The sequence below is a fragment of the Pantoea eucalypti genome (assembly GCF_009646115.1).
Lineage (GTDB): Bacteria > Pseudomonadota > Gammaproteobacteria > Enterobacterales > Enterobacteriaceae > Pantoea > Pantoea eucalypti.
The window spans coordinates 2,539,086-2,556,841 of sequence record NZ_CP045720.1; the positions used below are offsets into that span (position 1 = coordinate 2,539,086).

The 17,756-nt window shown below is 45.8% G+C and carries 26 protein-coding genes; 8 read left to right on the top strand and 18 right to left on the bottom strand.

Annotated features, from left to right (window positions below):
* Positions 1-93: 93 nt before the first annotated feature.
* The 11 genes from EE896_RS11810 to EE896_RS11855 all read right to left on the bottom strand — a co-directional run bounded on the left by EE896_RS11810 (position 94) and on the right by EE896_RS11855 (position 6,439).
* Positions 94-783 (bottom strand): hypothetical protein, encoded by a 690-nt coding sequence (locus EE896_RS11810; RefSeq protein ID WP_140916454.1) that lies wholly within the window; start codon positions 781-783, stop codon positions 94-96.
* Positions 784-1,047: 264 nt separating this feature from the next.
* A complete protein-coding gene (locus EE896_RS11815; RefSeq protein ID WP_140916453.1) occupies positions 1,048-1,479 on the bottom strand; it encodes a hypothetical protein in 432 nt (143 codons plus the stop codon).
* Positions 1,480-1,537: 58 nt separating this feature from the next.
* Positions 1,538-1,750, bottom strand: a complete 213-nt coding sequence (locus tag EE896_RS11820) for a hypothetical protein (RefSeq protein WP_140916452.1) — start codon at positions 1,748-1,750, stop codon at positions 1,538-1,540.
* Positions 1,751-1,938: 188 nt separating this feature from the next.
* Complete coding sequence (locus EE896_RS11825) at positions 1,939-2,439, bottom strand: DUF4411 family protein (protein WP_140916451.1); 501 nt, start codon at positions 2,437-2,439, stop codon at positions 1,939-1,941.
* Complete coding sequence (locus EE896_RS11830) at positions 2,439-3,581, bottom strand: ImmA/IrrE family metallo-endopeptidase (RefSeq protein WP_140916450.1); 1,143 nt, start codon at positions 3,579-3,581, stop codon at positions 2,439-2,441. The genes EE896_RS11825 and EE896_RS11830 overlap by 1 nt, the downstream gene beginning before the upstream one ends.
* A 112-nt stretch (positions 3,582-3,693) precedes the next feature.
* On the bottom strand, positions 3,694-3,924 hold the full coding sequence (gene lysC / locus EE896_RS22885) for an Rz1-like lysis system protein LysC (protein WP_420372163.1): 231 nt from the start codon (positions 3,922-3,924) through the stop codon (positions 3,694-3,696).
* Positions 3,839-4,273 (bottom strand): Rz lytic protein, encoded by a 435-nt coding sequence (locus EE896_RS11835; protein WP_140916449.1) that lies wholly within the window; start codon positions 4,271-4,273, stop codon positions 3,839-3,841. Before EE896_RS11835 ends, lysC begins: the two co-directional genes overlap by 86 nt.
* A 14-nt stretch (positions 4,274-4,287) precedes the next feature.
* Positions 4,288-4,704, bottom strand: a complete 417-nt coding sequence (locus EE896_RS11840) for a structural protein (RefSeq protein WP_140916485.1) — start codon at positions 4,702-4,704, stop codon at positions 4,288-4,290.
* Positions 4,691-4,996 carry a phage holin family protein gene (locus tag EE896_RS11845; RefSeq protein ID WP_238343223.1) on the bottom strand — a complete coding sequence of 102 codons (306 nt, stop codon included), beginning with the start codon at positions 4,994-4,996 and terminating at the stop codon, positions 4,691-4,693. Before EE896_RS11845 ends, EE896_RS11840 begins: the two co-directional genes overlap by 14 nt.
* Complete coding sequence (locus EE896_RS11850) at positions 4,993-5,379, bottom strand: putative holin (RefSeq protein WP_140916447.1); 387 nt, start codon at positions 5,377-5,379, stop codon at positions 4,993-4,995. The genes EE896_RS11845 and EE896_RS11850 overlap by 4 nt, the downstream gene beginning before the upstream one ends.
* Positions 5,380-5,413: 34 nt before the next feature.
* A complete protein-coding gene (locus EE896_RS11855) occupies positions 5,414-6,439 on the bottom strand; it encodes a DNA-methyltransferase (protein WP_153574573.1) in 1,026 nt (341 codons plus the stop codon).
* Between the two features lie 402 nt (positions 6,440-6,841).
* Here EE896_RS11855 and EE896_RS11860 point away from each other — a divergent pair, with 402 nt between their 5' ends.
* Positions 6,842-7,768, top strand: coding sequence for a hypothetical protein (locus EE896_RS11860; protein ID WP_153574574.1), 927 nt, complete (start codon positions 6,842-6,844; stop codon positions 7,766-7,768).
* On the top strand, positions 7,755-8,285 hold the full coding sequence (locus tag EE896_RS11865; protein ID WP_167518475.1) for a hypothetical protein: 531 nt from the start codon (positions 7,755-7,757) through the stop codon (positions 8,283-8,285). Before EE896_RS11860 ends, EE896_RS11865 begins: the two co-directional genes overlap by 14 nt.
* 26 nt (positions 8,286-8,311) lie before the next feature.
* Here the strand turns inward: EE896_RS11865 and EE896_RS11870 are convergent, their stop codons facing one another.
* Positions 8,312-8,668: an antiterminator Q family protein gene (locus EE896_RS11870; protein ID WP_153574575.1), complete on the bottom strand. Its 357-nt coding sequence runs from the start codon at positions 8,666-8,668 to the stop codon at positions 8,312-8,314.
* 497 nt (positions 8,669-9,165) lie between these two features.
* Between EE896_RS11870 and EE896_RS11875 the strand changes: the two genes are divergently transcribed.
* Positions 9,166-10,461: a PIN-like domain-containing protein gene (locus EE896_RS11875; RefSeq protein ID WP_153574576.1), complete on the top strand. Its 1,296-nt coding sequence runs from the start codon at positions 9,166-9,168 to the stop codon at positions 10,459-10,461.
* 161 nt (positions 10,462-10,622) lie between these two features.
* On the opposite strand, the gene EE896_RS11880 is transcribed toward EE896_RS11875, so the two are convergent.
* From EE896_RS11880 to EE896_RS11900, 5 genes are all read right to left on the bottom strand, one after another.
* On the bottom strand, positions 10,623-11,435 hold the full coding sequence (locus EE896_RS11880) for a ParB/RepB/Spo0J family partition protein (RefSeq protein WP_140915892.1): 813 nt from the start codon (positions 11,433-11,435) through the stop codon (positions 10,623-10,625).
* Between the two features lie 12 nt (positions 11,436-11,447).
* Positions 11,448-12,380, bottom strand: a complete 933-nt coding sequence (locus EE896_RS11885) for a helix-turn-helix domain-containing protein (RefSeq protein ID WP_140915891.1) — start codon at positions 12,378-12,380, stop codon at positions 11,448-11,450.
* On the bottom strand, positions 12,377-12,565 hold the full coding sequence (locus tag EE896_RS11890) for a DUF4222 domain-containing protein (protein WP_140915890.1): 189 nt from the start codon (positions 12,563-12,565) through the stop codon (positions 12,377-12,379). Before EE896_RS11890 ends, EE896_RS11885 begins: the two co-directional genes overlap by 4 nt.
* 249 nt (positions 12,566-12,814) lie before the next feature.
* Positions 12,815-13,303, bottom strand: coding sequence for a YmfL family putative regulatory protein (locus EE896_RS11895; RefSeq protein WP_140915889.1), 489 nt, complete (start codon positions 13,301-13,303; stop codon positions 12,815-12,817).
* Positions 13,296-13,520 (bottom strand): Cro/CI family transcriptional regulator, encoded by a 225-nt coding sequence (locus EE896_RS11900; protein ID WP_140915888.1) that lies wholly within the window; start codon positions 13,518-13,520, stop codon positions 13,296-13,298. Before EE896_RS11900 ends, EE896_RS11895 begins: the two co-directional genes overlap by 8 nt.
* Positions 13,521-13,606: 86 nt before the next feature.
* On the opposite strand from EE896_RS11900, the gene EE896_RS11905 reads away from it, so the two are divergent.
* From EE896_RS11905 to EE896_RS11915, 3 genes are all read left to right on the top strand, one after another.
* Positions 13,607-14,242: a LexA family protein gene (locus tag EE896_RS11905; protein WP_140915887.1), complete on the top strand. Its 636-nt coding sequence runs from the start codon at positions 13,607-13,609 to the stop codon at positions 14,240-14,242.
* 441 nt (positions 14,243-14,683) lie between these two features.
* Positions 14,684-15,088: a hypothetical protein gene (locus tag EE896_RS11910; protein WP_140915886.1), complete on the top strand. Its 405-nt coding sequence runs from the start codon at positions 14,684-14,686 to the stop codon at positions 15,086-15,088.
* Between the two features lie 10 nt (positions 15,089-15,098).
* Positions 15,099-15,554 (top strand): hypothetical protein, encoded by a 456-nt coding sequence (locus tag EE896_RS11915; protein WP_140915885.1) that lies wholly within the window; start codon positions 15,099-15,101, stop codon positions 15,552-15,554.
* On the opposite strand, the gene EE896_RS11920 is transcribed toward EE896_RS11915, so the two are convergent.
* Positions 15,509-16,189, bottom strand: coding sequence for an SOS response-associated peptidase family protein (locus EE896_RS11920; RefSeq protein ID WP_140915884.1), 681 nt, complete (start codon positions 16,187-16,189; stop codon positions 15,509-15,511). The genes EE896_RS11915 and EE896_RS11920 overlap by 46 nt on opposite strands.
* A 158-nt stretch (positions 16,190-16,347) precedes the next feature.
* Between EE896_RS11920 and EE896_RS11925 the strand changes: the two genes are divergently transcribed.
* Together EE896_RS11925 and EE896_RS11930 are read left to right on the top strand one after the other, a co-directional pair.
* Positions 16,348-16,599, top strand: a complete 252-nt coding sequence (locus EE896_RS11925) for an excisionase (RefSeq protein WP_140915883.1) — start codon at positions 16,348-16,350, stop codon at positions 16,597-16,599.
* A complete protein-coding gene (locus EE896_RS11930; RefSeq protein ID WP_140915882.1) occupies positions 16,574-17,707 on the top strand; it encodes a site-specific integrase in 1,134 nt (377 codons plus the stop codon). The genes EE896_RS11925 and EE896_RS11930 overlap by 26 nt, the downstream gene beginning before the upstream one ends.
* The last annotated feature ends 49 nt before the right edge of the window (positions 17,708-17,756 follow it).

Here is a 17,756-nt window from a genome sequence, read left to right on the forward strand (position 1 = left end):
AATTCATAGCTGGTAAAACCGTGCGGCGCGCAATGCCCGTGCAACAAAAAGGTCGCAGGAAGGACCCAAAAAATTTGTGCCCTGTCCTGCCCCCTACCGAGCTGTCCGCATGGCATCGGCCAGCGCTTTTTGAATTTCTCCCGGCAGCAATGCTTTGGCCATCGTGTTGGCTCGATCCATATAGCCCAGGACAGGCTGAACCGGCATGGCCTCACCGAATCGCAGTAGCAGCTTCGGCGGCCGGGTTTTATGTCGAGGTTGTCTTGCTCCGTTCTTAGACCGCTTACGCTTCTTCCAGCCAACCTGCTTCATCTCGCCGTCAGTACCGCGAGCCATCAAACGTCTGCTTTTTGGGACCTTGGAGTTTTTACGCTGCCACACACCGTTCACTCCCTTAACGTCACCAATAAAGGTATTGGTTTTGCCCTTCAGTTGCGCCAGCTTGGCGCGAGGCAGGTTCCCATACTTATTAAGCCGTATATTTTTGGGATTGAGCAGCGCACTGCTGCTGAGGTGGTGCACACCTCCAGTCTCAAACGGGGTGAGGTAGGCAGCAGCGGTATCCATGACGTAAACGCGCGCTACCAGATTATTTTTTGATGCTCCCGCAGCCCTGACAGAATTCACCGTGAATGGCGTGGGATTATCCAGCGTCCTCAGCATGGCAGTTTTCTGGGCATTACTGATTTGCCTTGCGACACTTGTCATTGCCCTGGCTGTGGCGAACGGTATTTGTTTTTTTATCGACTCTATCTGGCGGGTAAGATCATTGAGGGTTGCCATCAGAATTATTCAGTGCGACGTGTAATGACTATTTCAGCCTCTGGTCCGCGCGTTGCACGCATCCATAACACCCACGGACAGCTGACATCAACGACCTTGCGATCAGGTCTGTGCCATGCGGGACTATCTGCCCTGTCCGCATATTCAACGTATCCAGCCTCAATAGTTATGTGCGCGCTGTTACTGCCATCTGTAATCTGGACGGGCGTGCGCGTTACAGTTAATGACTCAGACATAGCTTCCTCTCATTGATTGGGTTGGAAGTTAGACGGCGGTTATCACTAATGTTGAAACCATGTCACGTAGCGTGACCGTCAGAACGCAGGTTCCTGCAGTGAGGATACTGACAGCCGCCTGACCACCAGCAGATGTGCTGATATGCTGCACCATGCTGGGGTTAGATATCGTCCAGACCGCGCCGTCTGCGCGCCCGATTTGAGCGCCGGTCTCACCGCTGACTAAAAACGCGCCGAGGTATTGCCAGCCTTTAGGGGCGGTCGCGTTCAGCATCGTATAATGCGTGCTATCTATCTGCGTAACGAACCACGGGGATGTGGGTGTTTTGTCGCTGTCGTTCTGAATGAATATCGTGTCGGCTGGCTGTTTAGCCTGACCGCCAATCACGATAGCGCTAGGTACTGATATTCCCGGCGTATTGGTGCCACCAATGACAGTGGCATCGGGTGTAACAATCATTGGTTGCTCCAATAAAAAAGCCGCCAGGAGGCGGCTTGTAAGATCTTATCGCTGCAATTCAATCAATAGGGTACGCATCATCAAAATGATCATCACACACCGGATGATCTTGAACATAGCTGGTTGCAGGCTTGTCACAAAATTCACAATCTGTGCCAGCAGGTGGATTGAACTCATCGCATCTTGCGCAATAACTATCCGCAGGATACTGCTCACCACAAGCGTCACACGTGACAAGCTCTTCGTTATCGTCTTCATCAAAATCTGACATTCAATGCCCTTTGACTGTTGTTGACCACAAGAGTGTGGCCAGAAGATTTTAACCAGAAAATGTTAGGGCCATCCACAAGTAAGTGATGCTTTGCGTTCATGCTGGAAAGTGAATGCAGTGAGTACAGTACTCAGCACAAAATAAAACCGCCCGAAGGCGGTTTCATGAATATATTTTTTGACCTTAAATTATGCAGCCATGATAAATGATGCATTCAATGTATGCAGCAAAGCAAAGGTATCTATGTAAGCCACTCCAAAGTGGTTACAAATGTTAGGAATGAGAAACTTACGCTTGCAATCAAAGTTAAGTCTCTCATGCGTAACTATTGTCGCCCCACTTGTCATGGCCTTGGCTATTAACCAAGTGTCAGCTCCTCTAAGAAATTCATCCATAGCACCTGGGTTCATGCGTGCTAGAACCTGTTGTTCTGCAACATGAGCAACCACTGAAGCAAGGTTTTGTTGCGTAGCATTATCACTCACAGGTAGAAAAAACTGACGATTGGCCTGAGCCCACGTCCTGAGCTCATCATTACCATTGATGAGCTCTTGATATATGTTTTGAATACTAAAAAGCCTACCGCCTTGGCAACCATGTAGTAACCAGTCCCAAAAGGCCGGACAAAAAGCCATATGGTAGTATTTATTTTTAGCTTCTATAAAAACGTTCGCATCAATCAGATACATTAGGCACCAATTTCCGTTGCAAATTTTTTAAGTTTCGCAGGGGCTACACCCAATAGTTTGCCAGCATCTCGCAACAAAACTCTGCCGCTTAAAGCCTCGTCTAGTAAAGCCCTGCTAAATCTAGCGCTATTCTTATTCTGCGCACTGGCATAGAAATTACCACCGCCTCCCTCTGCCTCATCAAAGTCTCGCATTAAGGTACGATAGTAATCTTGGTAATCGTCATATGTGACCAAATTAAGATCATATGCTCTTCGAATTATAACATACCGACTTACGTGAAAATGCCTAGCAATATTAGCGATATTCACGCCCAACTCTTTAGTTTCGTCCCATAATCCTAGAACACTGTTCCGAGGAGCTAAGAACTCACCCGCCACTTGATTGCAGAACCTTTCTACCAGCAGTTCTTCGTTGGCACTTGCAGAAGATATACCGCTCTGCCCAATCCATAAATGAGCTAATTCATGGATCAAGGTAAACAGACGAGCTGCAGGTGCATCCTTCAAATTAATGAAAATAACAGGGGCTAATGGATCGCTGATGGCAAAACCACGGAACTCATTGATATCTAACGGCCTATGTGTATTGTTATCAACGATACCGCTTCTCATTACAAGAATTCCTGCATTTTCTGCAGAGTTGACAATTGTGCGCTGGTATACTTCCCAGTTCATACCTGCAGGATCAATTTTATCTAAACCAAGGTGATTTTTAATCCTGACTGCGACATCAGCGGGGTCATTTTGCAACTCCAGAGAACCTACAAAATCCAGTGGGGAAGCTCCTTGCTCCTGTAAATAATCCCTATACCAATCCTGCCTTCTTAAAACAGTAAAAATAGTATCTTTAAGATTCACACTGATGTTATCACGCATACCTACATTTCTGATGGTGCGTAAATCAGGCAAAGGAATTAGCTCTTGAGGTGGCGCTGGTAAAAAAAGATAAGCAAATGGAATATAGAGACGACCTGCCACTTTCTGAGCCTGAGAAAAAGTTGGCTTATCAATACCTTGAATCCAACTTAGCACTTTTTCAATTTTGGCCCCTGTAGCGCGAGACAAATCCTCATCAGAAACGCGAGCTCGGCTCTGCGCCCAGGTGATGATGTCAGGATTGATATAAGCTAAATCAGCCATAATTCCGCGCTTCAGTTTTAACTGCCTCTATGTATGGATTCATACTATAAGAAAAGACGACTTTTTTCCAAGGGTGCAAAAAAGATTATTACTAAGTAAAGCCGTGTTCTTATCATTTTTTTTGCTCTAGCGACCTGAGCGCCGCCCGGTCAATGTTGCATTGTCCCAGAGCGCCATATAACTCAGCGTTGAGGCTCACGCTGTCACCGAACGTCATATCCTGTGATGGCGCTGGCACGTCAATCTGGATAGTCAGTTCAGCCGGAAGGCTTAGCTGTGGCTGTTTTACTGTCCGGTACTCCACCAGCGGCTTTTGCTGCGTCGCGCAGCCTGTCAGCAGCATCAAGTGGGACAGGAACAACAGCACACTTTTCCGCCGCAAGGTAACGCTTAATTTCATTCTGTAGTTTCCGGTTCTGCTGGGCTGTTACGGCACGCTGCTCTGCAACCTGACTCATCACATCGTTTTGCTGCTTAACGGCTGTTACCAGCTCCGTGACGCTTGATGCCAGGCCATCGTTCTTGGAGCGCAGATCGTTAATCTGATCGTCTTTGCTGTTGGCTAACTTCTCCAGCCGCTGATTAGTTGCCTCAAGCTGTGAGCTTCGGGCGTTCAGCATCCAGAGCGCCAGGCAGATAAGACCGATGACGAATAGGTGTGAATAATTTTTGATAAACTGGAAAGCGGCCATGCGACCTCCTGCTGTCAGACGAGATCGCGCGCCCGAATAAAAACATCATATTTGTATGGCTGCGTGCCATTCTCATGCCTGATGATTGCCTGCAAAAGCGGGAATAGCTTACGGCTGTCTGTCAGGTCAATCGGCTTATCAGCATCAGCCCCCGTGGCCTTCACCACACTGAGGATGTATGCCTGAGTGTCATTCTCGTTCGGCGGTGCCCAGCGTTTGATGATGCCCGTAATTGTTTTCAGGCCGTATTTGCTCTGGTAATTGCGAAGAATGATGATCATTGCCCGGATGCCGAATTCAGGGGACGCAAACTGACAGAATGATTTATCTGTACGCTGGGCTTCAGGTACCAGACCTTTCCACTCATCACCCCAGCGGATATTGCCAGGATTGTTATTGCGAATGCCGCGTGGAATTTTATTGCCCGTCATTTCTTGTATTTCCCTGTGTTGGATATGAAACAAGACGCGCAACATTTCCACGCGCCGCAAATACAGCCGCGCATATCAGCGCGTTTGTAATAACAACCGGCCAGCCGCTGGCGTGGTACTGTCCAAACAGCCAGAGCAATGTGAAATTGCCATAGAACAGAATCAGCCCTGCGGCTATCCATGAAATACCACGCTTATGTGTTCGCCCTGTTTTGCTGAATGCCATCAGGCGTAAAGCAATAGCCGCGCAAATAACGACATCAATCACTGTCAGGAAATCGCTACCAATCATGATTTCTCCCCCAGCCATTTTTTAACGAATGGTAGTTTTGAAACGCCACCATTTTTTAGCCAGAAATAGCCTTGCACCGCAGCAGCGGAAATAACGACAGCCGCCAGGGCATCAAGTGGTTTTTCCCGATAATCGAAATAGCTCTCTACTTTGTCCGCTACAAATCCGGCCCCAAATACTCCAGCGGCATAGCCAAACAGGAAATAACCGAATATCTGCTTTCGCGTCAGATTGCTGGCGGTGACGATAAAACACATCGACCCAGCAAACGCTCCAAACGCGATTGAGTAATCTACAGAGGTGATAAAACCCACCAGCGCAGACGTGACAATGCCCCAGCCAGCTACGGTTGCCGTAGCGCCGGTGCTTAATGGCTCAGCCATTAGCGGTCCCTCTTAATGATTAATAAATTCTGATTTAATCGATTAGCTGATTCAGTTCGCTAACCGTCTGCCTGAACCGTTCCTCTTCCAGCTCAACGCCAATTGCAGAACGGCCCAGCTTTATTGCCGCCTTTATCGTTGACCCTGACCCCATGAAGAAATCAGCGAGCACATCACCCGGCCTGCTGCTGGCATTGATAATTTGCTCCAGCATTTCAGCGGGTTTTTCGCATGGGTGTTTGCCTGGGTAAAACTGAACCGGTTTGTGTGTCCATACATCTGTATAAGGAACCGCTACAGTGACGCCGAAATACCTGCGCAGGGATTTGTATTCCTCCTGCAGCTCCAGATATTTACGGTTCAGGGAGTGATGGTTGTCCACCAGCTGGTGATACAGTGTGGCTAACGTTCCTGATTTATGCCGTGCGATGGCTATCTCAGTAAACAGCGCCTGCAACTTCAGGTAATCTGCCTCGCTGGGTAGCTGCCACTGACTGGTGCCGAACCAGTGCGAGACCATGTTCTTCTTACCAGTTGCCGCAACAATCTGGGCAGCGGTTACACCCAATTCTGACCGGGCATTACAGAAATAATCAATCAGTGGCTTTAGTACCTGCTGTTTCAGCTCAACGCATTTTCGAGTATAGGCGTCTGGTTTGTACGGCCCCTGATAATGCTCTGCAAATAGTATGCGTTCAGTTGAGGGGAAGTATGATCTCAGACTTTCTTTGTGGCAGCCCTTCCAGCGTCCATCAGGCTTAGCCCAGATGATGTGGTTGAGGATGTTAAATCGGTTACGCATCATGATTTCAACGTCAGATGCGAGTCGATGCCCTGAAAATAGATAGATGCTCCCGTTAGGTTTTAACACCCGCCAGAACTCCGCCAGGCAGCAATCCAGCCACCGTAAATAATCTTCATCCCCTTTCCACTGATTGTCCCATCCCACCGGTTTTACTTTGAAATACGGCGGGTCGCTAACAATCAGGTCAACTGAATCGTCTGGCATGGTTTTCAGCACACGCAAACAATCGGCATTGATTAACTCAATGCCGGGCATGGTTATTCTTTTTATCACTCAAAAGTCACTCTATTTCATAGCCAAAATAACATTCGGTTCGTAAGTATCCTCTGACAACCTATCGAGTGCATAACACTTATACATCAAAGTGTTAGCTAAAAATATTATCTATTTTAACGTAAAATTATAGATGAAGGAATAAGAGGGTTAATACTCAACTTCGGATTAATGGATATAAAAACTCACCTCAATTGGAAAGATTTAACGCGATTTAGCGCAAGCGCTTATACCCATTCTTAGGATGGTAAGCAGCAATGCGTGGAACCCACTCTTATCACATTACAAGGATTTTTGCGTACGCGTTAGTGATCTGCACGTTTTTTTTCGGTATGATTCAAAAAAAGAAGTATTAGAAATTTACTTTGTCACTAAAGGATTGATATGAAAGTAAAAAGCATTGGTTTCCACATTGAAAACTTGAATCCACACATTAATATCTCTGAAATATTGAAGTCTTTCATAGATTCATCTGCGCGGGTGCACTCGTATCTGGATTACTCTAGACAAATACTTTTGACAGAAGACTCAGAGTTCTACGTAGGCATGGTTTTGACTTACAGGAATCAGAAGAAAAGCTGCAAGTCCACCATCAGTGGAGGTAAGTTCAAACTGAAAGTTGAAGACTTGAAAAGTAATGAGAAACTTGTTTCATTCAATTTCTTTTGCCTCAAAAAGTCAACACTTAAAGGTTTATACCTCTATCATCATTCGTCATGTTCAATTAGCTCTTTATTTTCAAATTTTCAAACTATTAGTAACGAATATATTCGAAAGAAAAATACTGATGAAATTAGTTTGCTAGGAGAAAAACCTAAACAAAAAGCGGTTATAGCCATCAACAAGAAATACAAACAAAGGCCAAACTTTAAGATCCTTACAACTAAAGACAATATAGAAAACATTCTAGCTCAATTCAAAAAAATTAAGTCCGCGTCTTTCAGATTCTCTCATTTGGATTTCATAGAGAAACCAATGAAAGCCATTGAGACCTTGACTAATAACATAGATGTTAATTTCTCTATCGAAAACGCTGCGAGAACGAAAACAAGCACCTTAGGACAACTCATTTCTGACGCTTACAAAAACACTTCAAACATTTTAAAAGCTAAGGTTGTTGCAATAGACTATTTAGATAACGAAAGGCTTATAGATGTAGTCAATTGCCCGACTTTTTTTGAACAATATGATTTCGATTTTATTGCTGATAAAGTTGATGGTTTGACAAATGACAACTACACTTCGAATGATGTAGTAGGTATAATAAAAGATCAAATCATCAATGGAAAAAACAGGAATGTTTTTAATTAATTGGCTTGGATCATTAAGAATTCGCTATCAGTACGTGGTACTGATAGCTTTATCTTTTCTGACTCTTGGTGCACTTATTTGTTTGTATCGTCATTCGCCTGAATTAAATACTCGTTTTTTTGAGTTTCATCATAAGAACCTGAGGGGGTATCTTTTTTCAGGTTTTATATCAGTAGGATCCTTCCTTCTTAGTTTACATACTTTTGTAATAGTAAACCTAAAAGAGAAAGTGTTCGGGACTGCTGATTACAAAGAAACTTTCGCAGCCGCGCGTGGTATAACGAAGGAGCAGGTTAATGAATCCGAGCTTTTCAAACCACTGGATAATTTATCTGCATTCATTAACCTTGCGATTTGGCTTTCCATTATCACAGCCATCTCGCAATTCACTATAGGTTTGTCGACTAATTTTTATGCTAGTTTGTTTTGTGTTTGGCTTGCTATTCTAACTGTTTTCCTGATGCTATATTGCCTGATTATTATACGCGAAAACATTAAAGTATTCTTAAAACAGTAAGGCGGTTTTGAACCGCCTTATAGCAGTTAAGATAAATGCGAATCAAGCATGCATAAGCAGCCTTCAATAAAACCAGTAGCTGTTTCTAAATCTTTTCTAATAGTTCCATCTGAGCACTTTCTTTTCCTAGCGATGCAGCGTAAAGATATGCCTATCACGTAATGAGCGATCAATAACTCATATTCTTTAGGTTTGTATTTACGTAACTTTGCTACGCATCCATCAATTTTTATCCCTTCATCATCGCAACATTGCATCCTGGTTTTTTTGCCATGAGGTAGTAATCCTTTGAAACCTGCAGCTATAGGCTGCCAGTCAACACCACTATTATCGCTGGCTGCCCAGGCGCCCCATAAATCCAAAAGCTGTGACATGTCACGCATAATCCCTCCACACTATTAATTTTTAACTGAACCTAAAATGCCAACTACGATGGGTAATCGTAGAACCGAGATAGCATTACAATCTGGCTATGCGACCTTACATCCCGGTGCAATTCATCATGATGTGCTCTGCAAAGCAGCATCATTGACAATTAAGTGATTTAATCTCATGCCCGAACAATCATGTTCAGCACCTTATGAGATTTATGCACATACTCATGATATCAAAAAAAAATTAAATTAATCTATTCAGATATTTTAGAAAGTCACTTTTAATTTTGTTATTGCATTTTTGGCATATTAAAAGCTCAGAAAGAAAGCACACCTCTTAAACAGAGACAATTAGGTAAACTGATGCTTTAAGTGTCTCTTGGTCATAAAAACACTCTTTTAAGTCAAAAAGTCACTATTTTCACCCTTTTAGTAAAGAAAAACTTAACATTAGTTAAAAAAAAGCTTACATTTATATTTTATGTCATCTTTATGGTGGAACGGATATGAAAGATTTGTTTGGTGGTTTTTATGGAGCTACCGAAGCTGAAACAAAAAAATTATGGAGAAGTAATAAAAGTGTATTTGTTTTTGATACAAATGCTCTACTTCTTCTTTATCGTTGTGAAAGTGAGACTCGAGCTGCATTTTTTAGTCAATGGGAAAAAATACAGGATCGAGTATGGCTTCCATATCATGTCTGCCTTGAATATCAGCGAAACAGACTAACCGCCATAAAAGATCATGTTATGGAACTCAAACATTCTAGCGATCATATTGCCTCTCGAATATTAGAGGCATCTGACATTAATAATTTTGACAAAAAACATGCCGCAACCATACGAAGATACGATAGCTTAAGAGACAAAGTAAGCGAATTAAGCTCGCACCTTCAGAGTACGGTAGACAAATTTGTTGAAGAACAGATAAACACTAGAATCCATGAGGCAGACTTTTTAAAAAACCATGACACAGTAAGGGATCGCATCAGTGAATTAGCAGGAAATCGCATAGGTAAAGCGCCTAACCAAGAAAATATTCTTGCATTAGAAAAATTAGGTGAGATTCGCTACAGTAATCAAATCCCCCCAGGTTTTGAAGATGCAAAAACAAAAAAAGAAGAAACATTTTCTTACAATAACATCATTTATAAAAGAAAATTTGGTGATTGGTTCATCTGGAATGAAATCCTTAATTATTCATCTGAATATGAACCTAAAGCTGTAATATTAGTTACCAATGACAATAAAAAAGACTGGTGGTTTGAAACTGGGGGTCGGACCAGAGGGCCGTTGGAATCACTAAAAACAGAGCTATCTGAAAAAGGAAAAGGTTCTCAGCTACTCTTATATTCATCTGCTTCGTTTTTGATTGCTGCAAACAGCCATCTGGATGGTAAAGAAACCTCTCCTGAGTTAATTAAAGAACTAGAGCGAGCATCTGAGAAGTCGACTAAAATCCATTTGTCATATAAAAATAAAACCCATAAAAACAACTTTTATAGGCAGCTTCATTCATTCAATACCTCGATAGACACACGTAATAGTGATAGATATTATAAGAACATCATGACTTATATCAATCACCTTAAACACATACATTTGCCCTCAGAAATGCTCGAGCGAATCTCTACTGTTTTAGATGATGAAAACCTTCCATTAAGATATAGAGAACAATTAACGGCTCTTTATAATGAAACCTTAGGAAGATATTTCAACGAGATCCCTGATGACATAGAAGATGATGCGGATGGCGATGATGATGACGACTGGGTTTTCTTTGAAGATGAAGACAAAGAATAATAAATTTTAAATTCGAAATATGGCAACTACACTATATACACTTTGTAGTTGCCATTAACGACTTTTGTTAAAAGCTTATTTCTTTAGCAACGTAAGCCATCATCCTAAGCTTTCTTGACTAAGATGGTGCGGTTGTCATTTATTTCTTATTTCGTGATGCCTCAATATTCTTTTGCGGCCTGAATGATATCCATCACCTCGGCCACCTGCAGGTCAGTTTCAAACGTCAGGATGACGCATGCGCCCTTCTCTCCCTCTTCTGCTTGGCAGTGTTTGGTTAGTAGCTCTACCAGATAGCGAGCATGTTTGGTGCTGACCTGTGGCATGGCAGCGGATTTGGTCAGTTTTTTCTTGCTCGTAGCTTTTGCCTTTGCTAGCTCCGTCTTCGCTACCATGCCAGCTAATGCTCCATGCTCACGAACCAGCGCGACTGCCGTAGTGGCGGCAACCTCTTTGTTTTTAACCAATGCGATCTGCTCATCACCAGACGTCAGCAGCGCCAGGTGATTTTCAACGTCAGTGATCGACCGTTTAACCTTTTTAGAAATCTGCGCCGGTTCCCAGCCCTGATTAATCAGACGCTGATATGCAGCTGCGCGCTCCAATGGTTCCAGTGCGCGTCCCTGACTTGATGTGACCATGAAGGCGATGCGGTCAGCCTCACTGCCCACGAAATCTTTGCATTCCAGACGGATGTCATAACCGGCCTCCTGTGCCAGTTTGGCCCCGTAGTAACGGTGGTGGCCATCGATGATTTTTATGCCCTGCTCTGTTACCTGTACAGCGAGCGGAGGCACATGCTCACCAGCGATGTAGGCATTGCGGAATTCCTCGACGTGGGTCTGATCGATTTTCCGGATGTTGTAACCAATCTCGACATAGAGTTCATCAACGCCCAGCAAGTAGGTTTTGCGGGTAGTGATGTTCGTTTCAGTTTTAGATTTGTTGTCGTAAATTTTCGATAGCGTAGTCATTTTTGAAATCCCTTAACAACCGCGAAACCCTTCTGGGATGGCGTAATCAACTGGTGAAATGTCTGTGATTGACCGCTGAACCGGGCCGAGCCTTAGTACCAGCTCATCCCATTTGTCGCGGAGTTTTGACGGACTGAGGATGTTCCGGCACCAGAACGGGTCACCCTGCACGCGTTTGAACATCTTGCAAATCTGGTAGTGAGTGCGCTGGTCCTGTGAGCACATCAGGCGCACGTCGTTAGCCCACGCTGCCCAGTTCGGCTCTTTGGGTTTTGCCAGTTCACCATCAGTCTCGGCGGCCTGTTCGTATAGGCGAGTAATCTGCCCCCAAATCCATTCGGCGCACTTCAAATCCTCATGGCTGCCCCAGTGGCGTTTCTTTTCGCTGTAAACCACCGCGTCGGGAAAGCGAGCCAGGAATTGATCAGGGTTATTCACAGGCGAGTCGTCTGGCCGCGAAGCGTCCGGACAAGAGAGGTTTTTATCTAATGGATCATGTTTTGATCTTACTGACGGATCGTCGCCAGATTCTGGGGGGTGAAAACCCGTTTTATGGTCGGATTTTGACGGGTGAAAATGTGACGCATCAAAATTTGGTGCATCAGATTTTGATGTGTCAGATTCTGACGCATCAGATTCTGGCTGGTGAACAGCAGCGGCTTCACGCAGTTTCCTGACGTTTAGCTGATACATGTTCGAGGTGTTGCGGTTGCCCTTACGCCGTGGCGTACTGTTCAACCAGCCATCGACTTCCAGCTTGCGAATTGAGGTGCGTACAGTGCTGGGACCAGCCCCAATCTGCCGGGCTATGGTGGCGATTGAGGGCCAGCAGATGCCCTCATCGCTGGAGAAATCAGCCAGGCGTGCCATTATGGCCACGCTGGTGATTTTCATACCCGAAGCCGCGCAACCGTCCCAGACGTATGCAGACAATTTAACGCTCATCCAACTCTCCTGAACTTCTGGCCCCATAGATTGCGGGGCTGGACGCAGACGTGCGGATAGCCTGGACGCTTGAACAGCACCCTGTTATTCGCTACATCAACGCCAATGGTTTCAACAATCACACCGCGTGGATCGGCATAGCGCGCAACCCACGGCTGAATAATTTCATTTGTCTGCTGGGGCATTTAGCCCCCTGATTTGCTTAATTTCTTAAGTTGCTCACCCACAGCCCACTCAACGAAACTGTGGTTAACTGCATGATGGCCATCAGGTAAATTGAGCGCATAACGGAATGGCTGATGGCTGGTCCCGCCCGTCATGGGCAGGCAACGGAATTGCGGAAAATCCGGGGATCTGTTTAAATTATTCACGCGATTATTTCTCCACACTAATTGATGTAGTCGCCGAGAACGCTGGGCTGCAACCCGGCGTTCTCACTTTTCTGGGGCACAAAAAACCCTGTAAACGAGCGTGGTGTGCTCCTGTAATTTGGTAATGGCACGGTGTAATTCCTCGTCAATCACCTCACGCTCATGCGGTTCCACCACTCCATCCTCAATGGCTGCTCTGACTTGCTGTGAGTAGCGGGTGATCTGCTCGATAGCCTCCAGCAGTCGCTGATTGATATCGCCGTAATCCACCAGCTCAACGTCTGGCAATGGCACGAATACACCACCAGATGTTTTGGCTATGGCGTTTGCAATGTGATGACTGCCTGCTGCCTGCTGCAAAACCAGAGACCAGCCAATTGGAAACAACTGATCGCCACCGCTGCGCAGCCTGTTATGAACAGCGTCCTCGGTAACATCCAGAATCTCAGCGGCCTCGGAATATCCACCAGCCAGACCGGCAACAGTTTTCCTGATGGCTTTAATCAGCCATGCTGGCTGTCTCTCAGCTTTCCATTTCGGTTCCTTACCCACGCTTTGATGCCCTCTGCTGTGGTTTGAAGACTGGAGTAAGTTCTGGATAATCTTTCCAGTTAAACGGCACAGAGCCTGCCGTAGCTGCGGCAATCAATAATGCATACTTCCAAGGGATTACATCCCCCCACAAACTTACGGTTGATTTTGAAACGTTTAGGGCTGTAGCTGTCGCAACAGTTCCCCTGAAATGCTTAATAACTGTTGTTTTACGCATAGTCCCTCCTTAAACGAATTCAGTTTAAACAACAAAACTTAAAAGCGTCAATAATAAAAAACTTTCCAGTTTAAGAAACCAAACACATGATTGAATCAGTTAGTGACCGTATAAATAAGCGAATGAGAGACTTGAACTTGCGAAGCAGGGATCTGGTTGCTGCAACCGGGGTATCAAAGGGCACTGTTAGCCAGTGGGTTAACGGAAACAATAACCCTTCTGCAACACATATTCCCAAACTAGCTAAAATACTAAACGTTACTGAAAGTTGGTTAATAAATGGCGGGGCATATTCACAAAGGGCTAAGTCAGGTGAGGTGGATCAAAGGCCACTTCAGAGGATCCCTCTAATCTCGCTGGCGCAGGCGGGGGACTGGAGAAACCTCATGAACCAAGATAATGATTTTCCTGATTGGACTAATGTGACAGACGATGTTTCCCCCCGTGCATTTTCTGTAAAAATGGATAATGACTCAATGACCGGGGATGGCTCCATCAGCATTCCTGAAGGCTCCACCATAATTTTTGACCCCGATGTTAAACCTCAATCAGGCAAGATAGTTTTAGCTCGCGTTGGTGAATCAACAGTAATCAAGAAATTGGTTATTGATGGGCCAAGTGCTTACCTTGCCCCCATAAAACCCGGCTATAAAACGATTGAGCTTGAATCGCTCGACCATGTTATTGCTACAGGTGTTTCCGTTCAGACCAAACTGCCATAAATTCACATCCTCAACTCCCTCTGATTATCAACCGCCCGCTATAACGGGCCTTTTGTCCTCTCCTGCTCTCATAAGTTTTGATATTAAAACTTTATGAGTTGACTTGGATGTTTTGATGGGTAAACTTCCTTTCTACAGGAAATCACTCGCTTTGATGAAATAAAGGATGCCCTGTAATGCTTTTTTAATGTGGAGAAACGGCTGGGGCTATTGCAGTAGCCCACCAGCCATAATCGAGGAAATGATTATGATCCAGGACATTGACGACCTGATTACTGAAATTTTCGACGAATACCCCCAACCACGCCTCATCTGTAACACCCCAGGCGATTACACACCGAGACTGGTTTCGCAGCTCAAGCTGAAACGCACAGCGCGCACCAGACTGACCCCAACACGCTCACATGTATGTTGCCGCCCTGCTCAGCAGGAGCCACAGCTATGAAGAAGGTGGCCCAATATCGCCGTAGCAACGGCCCGAACGCCGGATTCAGCGAGAAACTTGCTTGGCAACTCTCAAAGGGTCCGGCGACAGGTCGTGAGCTGGCGGCACGCTTTGGTATCACCCTGCGTGAGTTCAACCGCCTGATCAACAGCACGCTTAGACGTGGCGGTGAGACGTTGCAGGTTGAGGCATCTAACCCGGTTAGCCTGGGTGGCAATGCTATTGACCGCACCTACACGCTGACCAGACGTCCACGCCGGGTTGCCCGGCAGGCATTGCCGCCAATGGTTATCAACCAGAGTAATGACCGCTCAGAGGAGACTATCCAGCGCCTCCGTGCTGCAGCTAAACGACGCGCCAGACTGATTGCCAGCGGGATTTACATGGAATGTATGGGTTAGGGAGATACAAATGAGTGCAGTTAAACGTTATTCCCATAATGGTTTGCGGGGAATGTTAGAGCACAAAGCCGGTCGTTATGTAAGTTATGAACGCTACGCTGCTCTTAATGCAGAGCGTGACGCGTTGATGGCTGAGAATGCAGTTCGTGGAGAAATAATTGAGCGCCTGATTGGTCAATACAGTGCGGCGTGTTATCACGCCGTACAGAATTCACTGAATCCAGCACATTCACTGCTATACGACGCAATGCAGGCCCTGAAGCATCCATCCACCGATACCTATCTCAACTCTATGTGGGCTGAGAATGTTGAGCTATTTGCAAAACACTGGGAGAACAACTGCGCTCACGATGACACCTTTGTCGGCGAAAAGGCTAAGCAGTTCGCCGCCCAACTCCGTGCCGGAAAGGGTAGTGAGTATTACACCAACGGATCATCGATTTCATCCACCAGCTCGGAACCTTGATTATGGATATTACCAACCGCCTTAGCTACGGGATGCCAGCTGAAGTCCTTTTCAGGGACTGCTGCGTCATGCGCGATCTCCTGAGCACGTTCCGGGCTGGTTTCAACACTGAGCCACTCACGCACAGCGTCGGCTGTGAGTACCAGCGGACGTCTGTCATGGATATCAACCATGCCTTGGTTACTTGCAGAAGTGACAATGACGAAACCCTCATGGCCGTGATCTTTACTGAATGGCGCTTTACCAATGGAAGCAAAGAACAGCGCCTGCTTTTTCTTATGGTGAATGAAGTAAGGTTGCTTCTTGTTTCCCTCTTTCTTCCACTCGAACCAACCATCCGCAGGCACGATAGCGCGTCCGTGATTCCAGAGTGGTTTGAACATGCGACCAGTAGCAGCAGTTTCTCCGCGCGCGTTAATCAGCGGTTGTTTGTTCCACCATTCAGGGCCATAACCCCAGTAAACAGGGTCGAGGTGCAATTCATCATCACGTTCGTTAAGCAGCAAAACGTTTGTGCCTGGTGCCACGTTAAAGCGCCCTATCGGCTCAGGGTCATAGATGACTTCATCAGGCTTAACGCCGAGGGCTTCGAAATACTCATCTCTGCTGCTGTACTGCGCAAATCGTCCACACATGTTGTACCTCCTGCAGTAAGCATAGTGCAGGGTGAGGACTTGCATGCATGCATGCCTATAAATGCACTGGCATTTCTAACGTTAAGAATTGCTGATTTTTGAGAATAAAATTTTCTCGGTCAACCTGAAATGAGGTTGGCCGGTCATGAGGTTTGATTATGTCCAGAATGGTTAGCCTTGAAGATTGGGCTAAAGATGAGTTTGGGGAAGAAGCGCCAAGCGCACGCACTTTGAAGGCGTATGCCAAAGGCAGAATGATGGCCCCACCAGCAGTAAAGGTTGGCCGGAAATGGATGATTGATCGTGAAGCGCGATTTACCGGGATTCTCGCAGCACCGAAATTAGCACCGACAGCAAACCCAAAATTGAGAAGGATTATCGAGGATGGCTGCAAGACCGCGCACCCATAACATTACTATCCCCAACCTTTATTCAAAACTGGATAAACGTACTGGTCGTGTGTATTGGCAATATAAGCACCCTATCACTGGAAAATTTCACAGCCTGGGCACTAATGCTGATGAAGCGAAACAAGTCGCAAATGAAGCCAACGCCATTATTGCAGAACAGCGCACCCGTCAGATCCTCAGCGTTAATGAGAAGATCGCAAAAATGCGGGAGTCGCGGGAATTTATCACCGTCACAACGTGGCTTGATCGTTATCTTGAAATACAGCAAGAGCGTCTTGTTTCAGGCGAGATAAAACTAAATTCCGTGAAGCAAAAAAAGAAGCCTGTCGATTTATTACGTCAGCATTGCGGGATGATGTTTTTAAAGGATGTTGGCGCATTACAGGTCGCGGAGATAGTCGATGCTGTTAAAGCCGAAGGCCATAACCGAATGGCGCAGGTAGTAAGGATGGCGATCATCGATGTGTTCAAAGAGGCCCAGCACGCTGGGCACGTTCCCCCCGGCTACAACCCTGCACAGGCCACTAAACAGCCACGCAACCGGGTCGTACGTCAGCGTTTGTCACTGGACGAGTGGCAGGCCATATTCAGCGCTGCAGAAGATCACCCGCCCTATCTCCAGAGCGCAATGCTTTTGGCTCTTGTCACCGGCCAGCGGATTGGGGATATTTCTAATATGAAGTTTTCGGACATCTGGGACGACATGCTGCATGTTACCCAGGAGAAAACCGGCTGCCGTGTAGCCATCCCTCTGAGCTTGAGGTGCATGGCCATTGAGATCTCACTCAGGGAGGTTATCGCCCAATGCCGGGACGCTGTTGTGAGTAAATATCTGGTCCATTTCCGTCACTCAACCTCGCAGGCCGTCCGGGGGGATAAAGTGTCTGCCAGCTCAATTACCACCACATTCAAAAAAGCTCGGAAACACTGCGGTATAACGTGGGCTGAAGGCGCTGCGCCAACGTTTCATGAGCAGCGTTCGCTATCGGAACGTCTATATCGTGAACAGGGTGTGGACACTCAAAAGTTACTCGGCCATAAGACCCAGAAAATGACTGATCGCTATAACGATGATCGCGGTAAAGACTGGATTGTGGTTGCTGTGTGAAGGTGATTTTATGAACAGTTTTGGGGAAGAGTTTTGGGGAAGTTTTGGG